Annotated in this window: 9 protein-coding genes; 1 reads left to right on the top strand and 8 read right to left on the bottom strand. The window is 66.8% G+C overall.

Annotation, left to right across the window (positions count from 1 at the left end; genetic code table 11):
- Window positions 1–44 precede the first annotated feature (44 nt).
- Both C2U58_RS00490 and C2U58_RS00495 read right to left on the bottom strand, forming a co-directional pair.
- Complete coding sequence (locus C2U58_RS00490; protein WP_146033376.1) at window positions 45–239, bottom strand: transcriptional regulator; 195 nt, start codon at window positions 237–239, stop codon at window positions 45–47.
- A 66-nt stretch (window positions 240–305) separates the two neighbouring features.
- Window positions 306–857: a single-stranded DNA-binding protein gene (locus tag C2U58_RS00495; RefSeq protein WP_102944094.1), complete on the bottom strand. Its 552-nt coding sequence runs from the start codon at window positions 855–857 to the stop codon at window positions 306–308.
- A 197-nt stretch (window positions 858–1,054) separates the two neighbouring features.
- Between C2U58_RS00495 and C2U58_RS00500 the strand changes: the two genes are divergently transcribed.
- Entirely contained in the window at window positions 1,055–2,113 is a 1,059-nt protein-coding gene (locus C2U58_RS00500) for a LacI family DNA-binding transcriptional regulator (RefSeq protein WP_172448041.1), read from the top strand.
- Here C2U58_RS00500 and C2U58_RS00505 read toward each other — a convergent pair.
- The 6 genes from C2U58_RS00505 to C2U58_RS00530 all read right to left on the bottom strand — a co-directional run bounded on the left by C2U58_RS00505 (window position 2,073) and on the right by C2U58_RS00530 (window position 11,615).
- Window positions 2,073–4,127 (bottom strand): PAS domain-containing sensor histidine kinase, encoded by a 2,055-nt coding sequence (locus C2U58_RS00505; protein WP_102944095.1) that lies wholly within the window; start codon window positions 4,125–4,127, stop codon window positions 2,073–2,075. The genes C2U58_RS00500 and C2U58_RS00505 overlap by 41 nt on opposite strands.
- On the bottom strand, window positions 4,117–5,616 hold the full coding sequence (locus tag C2U58_RS00510; protein WP_102944096.1) for an ATPase domain-containing protein: 1,500 nt from the start codon (window positions 5,614–5,616) through the stop codon (window positions 4,117–4,119). The genes C2U58_RS00505 and C2U58_RS00510 overlap by 11 nt, the downstream gene beginning before the upstream one ends.
- Before the next feature lie 142 nt (window positions 5,617–5,758).
- Window positions 5,759–6,139, bottom strand: a complete 381-nt coding sequence (locus tag C2U58_RS00515; RefSeq protein WP_102944097.1) for an SseB family protein — start codon at window positions 6,137–6,139, stop codon at window positions 5,759–5,761.
- Window positions 6,140–6,178: 39 nt separating this feature from the next.
- Window positions 6,179–7,897, bottom strand: a complete 1,719-nt coding sequence (locus C2U58_RS00520; protein ID WP_102944098.1) for an alpha-amylase family glycosyl hydrolase — start codon at window positions 7,895–7,897, stop codon at window positions 6,179–6,181.
- Complete coding sequence (locus tag C2U58_RS00525) at window positions 7,897–9,384, bottom strand: MFS transporter (RefSeq protein WP_102944099.1); 1,488 nt, start codon at window positions 9,382–9,384, stop codon at window positions 7,897–7,899. Before C2U58_RS00525 ends, C2U58_RS00520 begins: the two co-directional genes overlap by 1 nt.
- Window positions 9,381–11,615 carry a Six-hairpin glycosidase-like protein gene (locus C2U58_RS00530; protein ID WP_102944100.1) on the bottom strand — a complete coding sequence of 745 codons (2,235 nt, stop codon included), beginning with the start codon at window positions 11,613–11,615 and terminating at the stop codon, window positions 9,381–9,383. Before C2U58_RS00530 ends, C2U58_RS00525 begins: the two co-directional genes overlap by 4 nt.
- Window positions 11,616–11,758 lie beyond the last annotated feature (143 nt).

An 11,758-nucleotide genomic window follows, 5' to 3' on the forward strand; every position in this document is an offset into this window, starting at 1 on the left:
CCGTCAAACGGGGGCTCTGCGCCGTCAGGGCTTGGCGGGAGCCTTCACCCCAATGGCCTCAATGGGATCGGTGCGGGAATCGGGAAATGAGTGTTCTCGTAGTTGGCCACCTGGATCAGCATGGCCTCGAATGCATCACCTTCCCCGCTGCCCGCCTCAGGCTGGGCATCGAACCAGACTGCAAGCTGTTGCTTGGCCTGTCGGTAGTCACGCTCGGTTTGAAGAGGACGAATGTTCATAATGATTTCCACGTGGACGGCACAAAAAAGGCCCTTGCAATGCAAGGGCCTTTTGATTCGCTTCGATCAGAACGGAATGTCGTCGTCTGCGAAGTCGTCCATCGGCGGAGCCGACTGCTGCGGCTGCTGCGGACGCTGCTGCTGGCCGTAGCCACCACCGCCGCCACCGCCGCCGCGCTGACCACCGCCGCCACCGCCGTACTCCTGGCGCGGGGCCTGCTGGCGCTGCGGACGGTCGCCGCCGTAGTTGCCGCCACCGCCACCGCCGCCGCCACCGCCTTCACCGCGGCCGCCGAGCATCTGCATTTCGTCGGCGATGATGTCGGTGGAGTACTTCTCCACGCCGTCCTGGCCGGTGTACTTGTCGTAACGCAGGCTGCCTTCGACGTAGACCGAGCTGCCCTTGCGCAGGTATTCACCGGCGATTTCACCGAGCTTGCCGAAGAAGACAACGCGGTGCCATTCGGTGCGCTCCTGCTGGTTGCCATCCTTGTCCTTGCGGACGCTGGTGGTGGCCAGGCTGATGCGGGTGATCGCCATGCCGCCTTGGGTGTACTTCACGTCCGGGTCGTTGCCGAGGTTGCCGACCAGGATGACTTTATTGATGCCGCGCGCCATAGGGTGCTCTTCGGTTGTCCGAGGGATGACTGAACGACGCATTCTATCACCGCCGTGCGCCCGGGCCCTGTCGGGGATGCCCCTGCTGATCCTCCGATTTCGGCCCGACCCTTATAGGACAAGGCCTACAAGGCGCCACCGCCCGGGCCCGGCATGGCCATGGCATCATGGCTTCCGTCGTCCAAGCCCTGCCTTCCATGACCATCCGCGGCAAAGCCACCTCCCTGGACATCGCCCACCTGGCCGGGGTGTCCCAGCCGACCGTGTCGCGGGCGCTGCGGGGCAGCCCGATGGTCAACCCGGAGACCCGGGAGCGGATCCTGCGGATCGCCCGGGAGCTGAACTACAAGGTGGACAAGAACGCCTCCAGCCTGCGCCTGCGCAATGCCGGCACGCTGGCCCTGCTGTTCTTCGAAGACCCGACCAACGACGATTCGCTGATCAACCCGTTCTTCCACGCGATGCTGGGCTCGATCACCCGTGCCTGCGCGCTGCGCGGCTATGACCTGCTGGTGTCGTTCCAGCAGCTGTCCACCGACTGGCAGGCCGATTACGAGGACAGCAACAAGGCCGACGGCATCATCCTGCTCGGCTATGGCGACTACCACGAGTCGCGCGAGCGGCTGCAGCGTCTGGTCGAACAGGGCACCCACTTCGTGCGCTGGGGCGCGGCGCTGCCGGACCAGCCCGGGGTGTCGATCGGCTGCGACAACTTCCAGGGTGGCTTCGACATCACCGCCCACCTGCTGGACCAGGGTTGCCGGCGCATCGCGTTTGTCGGCCACGCCTCCAGCCATTACCCCGAGTTCGAGGAGCGCTATCGGGGGCACGTGGCGGCACTCACCGCGCGCGGGATGGTGGCGGATCCAGGATTGCAGTTCGATGCGATCACCACCGAGCAATCGGGATATGAAGCCTGCCAGGCGCTCCTGACGCAGGGTGGCGGAATGGATGCGGTGTTCGCTGCGAGCGATCTGATCGCGATCGGCGCCATGCGCGCCCTGCGCGAACACGGCCTGCGAGTTCCGCAGGACGTGGCGCTGGTGGGGTTCGATGACATTCCGCTCGCGGCGTCGGTCTCGCCGACCTTGTCTACCGTGCAGCAGGACACCAAGCAGGCGGGGCAGCTGCTGGTGGAGCGGTTGTTGACGCTGATCCAGGGCGACCCGGTGGAAAGTCAGAGCATTCCAGTGAAACTGGTGCTGCGCGAGTCGTCTATCCGGCTGTCGCCAGCGCTCCCCGAACCGCGTCGCTGAACGCCTCCAGCGGGAACGGTTTGGCGATCATGCTCATCCCTTCGTCCAGGAACGCGGCGCGCTCCTGCGCCTTCTCGGCGTAGCCGGTCATGAACAGCACCGGCAGCTCAGGACGGGACTGTCGGGCGATCTCGGCCAGCTGGCGCCCGTTGAGGCCCGGCAGTCCGACGTCGGTGACCAGCAGGTCGATCCTGCGGGACGAGGACAGGATCGGGAGGGCGCCGTCGGCATCGCCCACCACCTGCACCGCGTAGCCCAGGTCCTCCAGCACCACGGTCACCAGCATGCGCACCTGCGGGTCGTCCTCGACCACCAGGATCGACTGGCCGTCGCCCTTGGCAACCGGGGATGACACCTGGGCGGCGGTCTCGTCGGCCGCTTCGTCCACCAGTGGGATGAACAGCGAGATAGTGGTGCCCTGCCCCGTCTCCGAGGCAATGTCGATATGTCCGCCAGACTGCTGCATGAAGCCATACACCATCGACATGCCCAGGCCGGTGCCCTTGCCGATCGGCTTGGTGGTGAAGAACGGCTCGAAGGCGCGCTCGATCACTTCCGGTGGCATGCCGGTACCGGTGTCGGACACCGCCACCACGGCGTAGTGGCCGGCCGGCACGGTGGCACGCTCGCCTTCGGCCACGTGCAATGGAAACGCGCGCAGCACCAGTTCGCCGCCGTTGGGCATGGCGTCGCGCGCGTTGATGGCCAGGTTCAGCAGCGCGCTTTCGAACTGGTTGCTGTCCAGCGTGGCGTGCAGCGGCGCGGTGGCGACTTCGGTGCGGATGCGCACGCTTTCGCCAAGCGAGCTGCGCAGCAGCGGCTGCATCGCATCGACCAGCGCGTTGACCTCGACCGGGCGTGCGTCCAGCGACTGCCGCCGGGAAAACGCCAGCAGTCGTTGGGTGAGCGCGGCCGCGCGCTGGCTGGAGGTGGTGGCTGCGTCCAGGAAGCGTTCCAGGTCGTTCACCCGTCCCATCTCCACCCGCATGCGGATGATGTCCAGCGCCGAGAGAATGCCGGTCAACATGTTGTTGAAGTCGTGGGCGATGCCGCCGGTGAGCTGCCCGATGGCTTCCATCTTCTGCGACTGGCGCAGCGCGGCCTCGCTCGCTTCGCGCGCGGCCATCTGTGCTTCCAGCTCACGGGTGCGCTCGGCCACCAGCGTTTCCAGCTCCAGCGCGTGCTGAACGCTGGCCTCGAGCGCCTGTTTCGCCGCCGTGATATCGGTCACGAATACGTGGAAACCGTCCACGGTTCCATCCGTTGCCCGGCGCGGCGAGTAGCGCACCTCGCAGTCGCGGCGGCGCCCGTCCCGGGTGGGCCAGCTCACTTCAAACACGCGTTCCTCGCCGGCCAGCACCCGCTGCATGATCGGCTGCCGCTCTTCCCACACCCGCGTGCCCACGACATCGCCGATGTGCCGGCCGATCACCTCGCCGACGGGCAGGTCGAACCACGTCTCGTAGGCCTTGTTGGCGAAGCGGTAGTGCATGCTGCGATCGACAAAGGCGATCAGCACCGGCATCGCATCGGCGATCAGGCGCAGCTCCGACTCGCTGCGCGCCAGCGCGCTGCGGCTGTCGGCCAGCGCGCGCATCTGGTCGCGCACCAGGAACTGCTTCTGGCGCGCGCGCAGCGCGCCCTGCACGGCGCTCAGCAGCGAAATACCGCCCAGCGGGCGGTCAAGCTCGACCACGTTGATGGTCTGCGGCAGCAGGATCGGCAACGGCGACCGCCGATGCGCGCGCGGCGAACGCAGCAGGATCACCGGCAGGTCGGACCAGCTGGGCTGTTCTTCCAACGCCGCCAGCAGCGCATCGGTACCGGTCGCCAATGCCTCTTCGGTGATCAGGACCACGCCGGCCTGGTCGTCCAGGGTCGCCGCCAGGTCTTCCAGGCTGGCCGCATCGCGGGTGCTCAGGCCGGCGGCATCCAGCACCGAGGCCATGCTGGCCGCATCGCGCCCGAACGGCGCGACGATATGCACCACGCCACCGCGACAGTCATCCCGCATACGGGTGACTCAGCAGCGAGGCCGAGTCGCCGACGAACTCCGGAGTGCCGGTCAGGATGCCCTTGAACTCTTTCAACGGGCCGCTCAGGGCGATGCCCTGGCGGTTGATCTTGAGCTCGCGGATGGTGTCTTCATGGGCGCCTCCGCGGTTCTTGATCACCGAAACGGCCTTGCGGATGCGTCCCTGCGCTTCGAAGAACCGGAACAGGATGACCGCATCGGCGATATAGGACACGTTGAGGTTGCCGGTGGACATGGTGCCCACCAGCCCGTGCTGGGGGTTGACCAGGAACGTGGCCACGCCCTTCTGGTTGAGGTAGGACAACATCTCATGCAGCTGCAGCATCAGTTGCTTTTCCTGCGGCATGGCGGCGACGTAGCCGTTGAGGCTGTCGATCACCAGTACGCTGCAGTCTCGTTCCTCCACGGCCTTCTGTACGTTCCAGGAAAATTCCCCGGGTGAGATCTCGGCAGGGTCGATCTGCATGATTTCCAGGCGTCCGCTGGCGATATGCGGCTCCAGGTCGATGCCCAGCGCCTTGGCGCGGGCAAGCAGCGTGCCCACGCGCTCGTCGAACTCGAAGATGCAGCACTTTTCGCCGCGCGTGCAGGCAGCCCAGACGTACTGCAGGGCCAGGTTGGTCTTGCCGCTGCCGGCCGGGCCGGTCAGCAGCGTGCTGGTGCCTCGCAGCGGGCCGCCCCCCAGCAGGTTGTCGACCTCTGTGATGCCGCTCGCCAGCGTTGCCTCGGCAAAGTCCGCATGATGATCGGATGCGATCAGGCGCGGGAACACTTCCAGGCCGCCGGTGCGGATGGCGATGTCGTGGTAGCCGGCGATGAAGTTGACGCCACGCAGCTTCTGCACCTGCAGCCGGCGTCGGGCGGGACCGAAATCCAGGGTCAACCGCTCCAGCGAGATTACGCCGTGGCACAGGCTGTGCAACTGGCCGTCGCGATCATCCGCGCCCGACGTCAGGTCGTCGACAAGGATCACGGTGGCGCTCTGCGGAGCGAAATACTGCTTGAGCGCAAGGATCTGGCGTCGGTAGCGCAGTGAATCCTGCGCCAGCAGCCGCAGCTCGGACAGTGAATCGAAGACCACCCGGCTGGGCCGGATCCGGTCCACCTCGGCCTGGATCAGGTTGACCGTTTCATCCAGCTCCACTTCCCAGGAGTGCAGCACCGACTGCAGGCGGCCATTGCCCAGCGCATCCTCGGCCGAACCCAGTTCGAACAGGTGCAGGCCGTCCAGCGACCAGCCGTGCGCAGTGGCAACCTCACGCAGTTCCTCTGCGGTCTCCGAGAGGGTGATGTACAGGCAACGCTCGCCCTGCTTCAGCCCCTGCAGCAGGAACTGCAGCGACAACGTGGTCTTGCCCGAGCCCGGTGGCCCTTCCAGCAGGTACAACCTTCCCTGCGGCAGGCCACCGCCGATGACGGCATCGAGGCCCAGCACTCCGGTAGTGACACGCGAAGACTGTGTCTGCATATGAGTCCACCCTGTTTGACGGGGGGAGTCTAGCAACGGGTTCTGTGTAGGATTTGTGTGATCGCAGGCTCTACGAGCCGTCACGCTGCGGCCATGTTCATGCAGGTCAAAGCGATGTGGACGGGCACACTGCAGTGCCTGCTCAGGCGAAATCCTTGAGGATTTCCTGGATGCCCTGCCAGGACAGTTCAAGGCCGAGTGACGTGCCCGGGTTGACCACTACGCCGTAGCCCCCCGGTACGCGCTTGAGCACCTCGATCATGCGCATGCGGATGATGTTGGGTGCCTCCTGCGGGTACTCACCGACGCGTGCCTCATCGGTGAACACCGCCACGTGCATGACGCTGTCGATGGCAAACAGCAGCGGATCGAAACCGCTGCCATCGACGGTGACCAGGCTGCCGGTGAGCAGCACCACGTCCGAGGCCATGAAGGCTTTCATGAAGGCCGGGACCGCTACCTGCCCGTCCATCGCGGACTTGAGCAGGGTTTCGAGAGGGTTCTGGGGTGCGAGATCGGTCATTTCGCCATTTTACCCGGAGCAGCCGGCCAGGGGCCGGCTCTACCGGAGGCGCTGGGTTCGGGCTGCCTGGTCCGCCATCGCGCGGCCCAGCTCGGCTTCGAGCGCCTTCTGCTTGACCGGAGCGTCCAACAGATACACCTTCACGCCGTGTGCGGGAACTTCAGCCTTCAGGCTGTTCTTCACCGTCACGCTCCCCTGCCCCAGCGCATCGCGCCAGGTACCTGCCTGCAGGTACCGGCTCACTTCGATGCTGCGCGCGGCCTCGCCCTTGTTCAGCAGCACCAGCGCGGTCTGCGCGGTGTCGCCATGCTGCAGCACGCGGAAGAACACCGCTTCGTCGCCCTGCAGGCGCTCGTTGATCTGCAGCCCGCGTTGCAGCGCCGGGGTGGCTTCACGCAGCGTGGCGATGCGCTGCAACGGCCCGAAGATCGGGCTCTGCGGCGCGGCGTCCACGCGGGGCTGGCCGAAATAGGCACGGTTGCCGGCGTGTTCAGCGCGGCTGCGCATGAAGCCGGTTTCCGAGCCGTAGTAGAGCACCGGAATGCCGCGCGCGGTGAACAGCCAGTTGTGCGCGTCGATGAAGCCGTCGTCGGTGGCATCCAGCCGCGCCATGTCGTGGTTGTCGTAGAAGCTCATCAGCTCGTACGGATTTGCATACGGGCCGCCGACCAGGTGCAGCGGCTCGGCGAGCGCCTCGAAGCCCTTCTGCTCCTTGCCGAACACGCTGGACATCGCGCCCCGCAGCGGGAAGTCGAGCACGCTCACGTTCGCATTGGCCGGCCAGGTGTGCTCGGCGATCTTGGCCGCGTCATAGTCGAACGCTTCGCCGAACATGAACATGCCCGGGTGTTCGGCGCGGATGCGCTTGACGAATTCGTTCCACCACGGGTGCGGCAGCCAGCCGATGGTGTCGATGCGCAGAGCATCCACGCCCTGCGCCGTCCACTGCAGGTAGGCGCCGACCAGGTAGTCCATCACCGCCGGATTGTCCTGGTTGAAGTCGCCCAGCTCGGCCAGGTTGCCGTCGAAGATCGAGCCCTTGGCCGAATCGACCGGGCCGATGTTGTTATAGAACGCGTGCAGCGGGTTGTGCTTGGGGTCCAGCTGCTGCGGCGGCAGGTTCTCATGGTCGGCGATGAGCGTGCCGTCCTTGTCGAAGATCTGGCCGAACTGCGGCTGCCTGACCGGCATGGTCCACGCCGGGGAGCCGTGGTTGCCGACGATGTCCAGCACCACTTTCAGTTTGGCATCGTGCAGGCCACGGGTCAGCCCGGCGAAATCCAGGTCCTTGCTGGGCAGGTGTTCGTCGAGCGTGTAGAAGTTGATGCCCCAGTAACCGTGGTAGCCGGTCTTGCCGCGGTCGGTCAGGGTGCTGGTGCAGCTGATCGGCTTGCTGCCAGTGAAGGCTTCATCCGGGTTGTCGATGATCGGGGTGATCCAGACCGCGCCGAAGCCGAGGTTGCGGATGTAGTCCGCGTTGTCGAGCACGCCGCGGAAGTCACCGCCCAGGTAGCCGATGTTGCCGTCCACCTTGTCCGGGCATGGCACTGGAATGTCGAAGGTGCGGTGCTTGCCGCCCTGGTCGCGGTGGTCATTGGACGGGTCGCCGTTGACGAAACGGTCGGTAACCACGAAGTAGACCGCGTCGCTGGCGAACGGCTCGAGCGTACCCACGTACTCCGGGCGCGGCGCGGCAACGGCACTGCCGGCCATCAGGGCGAAGCAAAGACCCAGCGACAAACGCGAACGGCACGGCATCAGACAACCTCCTGGTGGGACGGAACACGCAGCACGCACAGCCCGGCAACCAGCAGACTGGCGCCACCGAGCGCCAGCACATGCATCGGGTCGCCGCCCAGCCACAGGCGCAGCATGAATCCAAGCGCGCTGGCCGCAACCAGCTGCGGAATGACGATGAAGAAATTGAACAGGCCCATGTACACGCCCATCTTGGCCGCCGGCACGCTGTCGGACAGCAGCGCGTACGGCAGCGACAGGATCGAGGCCCAGGCGAAGCCGACCCCGACCATCGACAGCAACAGCCACTTCGGGTCGTCGATCAGCATCAGCGAAATCAGTCCCAGGCCGCCCAGCCACAGGTTGACCAGGTGGCTCAGGCGCAGGCCCATCCAGCGCACCATCAGCGGGATCAGCAACGCGGCGAGCGCGGCAAAGCCGTTGTAGGCGCCGAAAAGCACGCCCACCCAGTTGGCACCTTCGTTGTAGGCGGCCGAGGCCGGATCGGTCGAACCGAAGTGGGTACCGGCCACTGCCGCGGTGGTGTAGATCCACATCGCGAACAGTGCGAACCACGAGAAGAACTGCACCCAGGCCAGCCGCCGCATGGTGCGCGGCATGCTGCGCAGGTCGCCGACGATGGTGGCCAGCATGTGCGGGCCGAGCAGCACCCGCGCCACGCCCAGCAGCAGGCCGTAGCCCATGCACAGCCCGGCCAGTACGTAGAGCATCTTGTCGCCGTCGCGCCAGGCGATGGCGGCGGCCAGCGCCAGGCCGAGCGCGATCCACGCCCCGATCTGCAGCAGCGGCGGCGGCCCGGCCAGCGGCGCGGACTGGTGCACCGCCGGCGGTTCGGCGTCGTCGAAGCTGGCCAGCTCGGCCGGCGAGTATTCGCGGGTGCTGAACACCGTCCAGGCGATCGAGGCCAGCAGCACCACGGCGCCGAAGTAGAACGCATAGCGCACGGTGGGCGGCATCTCGCCCGCCGGGGCGGTGTTGGCCACGCCGAAGTGGGCGAGGATGAAGGGCAGGAAGCTGGCAACGATGGCGCCCACGCCGATGAAGAAGCTCTGCATCGCGTAGCCGGTGGGGCGCTGGCGCGGGGCCAGTTTGTCGCCGACGAAGGCGCGGAAGGGTTCCATCGAGACGTTGATGGAAGCGTCCAGTACCCACAGCGTGCCGGCGGCGATCCACAGCGTGGGCGAGTTCGGCATCACCAGCAGGGCCAGCGTGGTGAGCACCGCGCCGATCATGAAGTACGGACGACGTCGGCCCCAGCGGGTCCAGGTGCGGTCGGACAGATAGCCGATGATCGGCTGTACCAGCAGGCCCGTCAGCGGCGCGGCGATCCACAGCCCGGGCACCGCGTCCATCGGCGCGCCCAGGGTTTCGAAGATGCGGCTCGCGTTGGCGTTCTGCAGGGCGAAGCCGAACTGGATGCCGAGGAAGCCGAAGCACATGTTCCAGATCTGCCAGAACGACAGGGTGGGCTTGGCGGGACGGCTCATCGTGCGGCCTCCACGTCACCGGCAACGGGCGCGAGCAGCAGCGCGCGGACGTTGGCCGCATTGAGCACGCCGTCGCGCCCGCCCTTGCCGCCGTTGTACTGGGCAAAGTGTTCCAGTGCACTCATGTTGAAGCCCGGTTCCAGGGTGAACGTGCAGCTGCCCTTGGGCAGGTCTAATTCGGCGGCGGTGGAGTCCTGCGGGCCGACGCTGTGCGGCATCACCACGGTGGCGCGTTGCAGGGAATGGCCAGTGCACTGCACGGCCAGCTGCTTCACCGCGGCGGTGACGCCGGTGTTGATCGGGCCGTTGGGGTTGTCGTAGCGCAGGCGCAGGCGGACGCGGGTGGGTTCGGGTGCGGTCCATGTCCAATTCGTGGCGCCGGCCAAGGTGTGCTGCGGGCCGACGCAGGTCATGGGACTGTGCAGGGATTCCAATACACCTTCGCGACGGGTCAGGGAGAAGCAGTGCTGGTGGCCGTCGATGGCAAGGGTGTGGGTGGAGGCGCCCGCTGCGGGTTTGCCGTCCAGCCAGAGCTGATGGTTGGCCGGGATAATGGTGATCCAGGCGTTCTGTTGGGTGACGACTACGGGTGCCGCTGGGGTGGGTGGGGCGAAGGCGTAGGCTTCGGTGGGGGTTGCCTGGGACACGCGTGGCGTGCTACGCGGTTGCGGGGCCGCCGCATGAGGATGCAGGTCGGCCGCGCGCGGTTGCAGTTTCACGGTGACCGTGTTGGCGTTGCGCTTCACGCTCCCGGCGACCAGCAGGGTGCCTTCCAGTGTTTCGGGGCGCTGGAGGACATAGGTGGTCATGCCGTCGTTGAGTTCGATGCTCGTGCGGGTGCCGAACAGCTGCGGGACCAGGGCCGTTGGCAGTTGGGGCGTTACGCTGCCGTCGGCTTCCACGCCATACACGCCTTCCAGCACCATCGAGAGATAACCGGCGACCGACCACAGCTGGCGCGGGGAGTTGACCACCGGGCCGCTCAGCGCGCCTTCGTCGACGTGCACCGCGAGGGTGCGCATCTCGTAATTTTCCATGTTCGAACCGGCCAGCGCGCTGCCGCGCATCAGCGATTCGATCTCGCGCTGGATGCGGGTGGCATCGCCCACCTTGCGGGCAGCGCGCAGCGAATAGGCGCTCACGAACGGCCACACCGCGCGGTTGTGGTAGATCGGCTGCTGCGCTTCCTGCGGCCATACCACCGGACTGCCGCCCTCTACATACGGGTAGTTGGCCAGCGCACGGCGGGCACGGTCGGTCGGAAACGCCTCGGCCAGCACGCCCAGCGAAATGCCGAGCAGGTCGTACTTGGCGTAGGGCACGGGGTGCGCGGCTTCGCCGATGTAACTCATGTACATGCCGGCGTCTTCGCGCCAGAAGCGCGCGTCGATCTGTCTGGCAAGCGCATCGGCCCACGCGGCGTACTCGGTGGCGCGCGCATCGCCGCGCTCGCCTGCGAAGCGCTCGGCCAGGCGCAGCGCCTGGTAGTGCAGCACGTTGGTGGACAGCGCGAAGGAGTCGCCGATGAAGCGCACGTCCTGGCGGGTCCAGTCCGGGTAGGTCTGTTCGCGCCAGTCCAGGAACGAGGTCTCGCCCCGGTACAGGCCAGTGCGCGGGTCGAACACCATCGCGCGGTCCTGCGCCAGCGTGGCCTGCAGGGCCTGCCAGGTCTGCTCGGTGAACACGGCATTGTCGTGCAGGTCGCGCGCGGCCAGGAACCACACCACGCGGTCGCTGCTGATCGGCCAGCTGCCGCCCGAGCCGGTGTCCTGGGCCACGAACAGGCCGGGGGTGTGACCGTCGCGTGCCTTGGAAAGTTTGAACTGCAGCGACTGGCGGGTACGCACCGGATCCAGCCGGGCCAGCGCCAGGTCGGCCGCAAAGCTCACATCGCGCGTCCACACGTAGGGCCAGCGCGCGCCGGTCTCGAAGCACGCGCAGTCGACCGGCCTGCCGAAGTTGAAGGCGGGATCGCGGATCGCGTCCACGCGGTTGGCCGCCATTTCCTGCTGGGCGAGCGCGAACAAGGCGTCGAACATCACGCTGCCGGTCTGGCTGCGCATCGGCTGGGCGGCGATCGCCACCGGCCTGCCATCGGCCAGCAGCGTGAAGCTGCCATCGGCGGCGGCGCTGGCGCGCGCACTGCGGCCATCGAAAGTGAGGTCCGCCGCAGCAGCGGTGGACAGCAGCGCCGCCCCAAGGGCAGCGGTCAGGCAGATCGTCTTCAGCATCGAAAAGCGGCCGACCGGCGTGTGCCCGTCTGCCTTCCTCCCTTCTTGCACGCGGTGTGGTTCAACAGCGCCGGGGCGCTGTCCTCGCGGCCCCCTCCCAGGGTGCCTGCCTGCATGGTAGGCGAGACGCGTCGCTTGCCGCC

The organism is Stenotrophomonas sp. VV52, from assembly GCF_002893095.1.
GTDB classification, from domain to species: domain Bacteria; phylum Pseudomonadota; class Gammaproteobacteria; order Xanthomonadales; family Xanthomonadaceae; genus Stenotrophomonas; species Stenotrophomonas aracearum.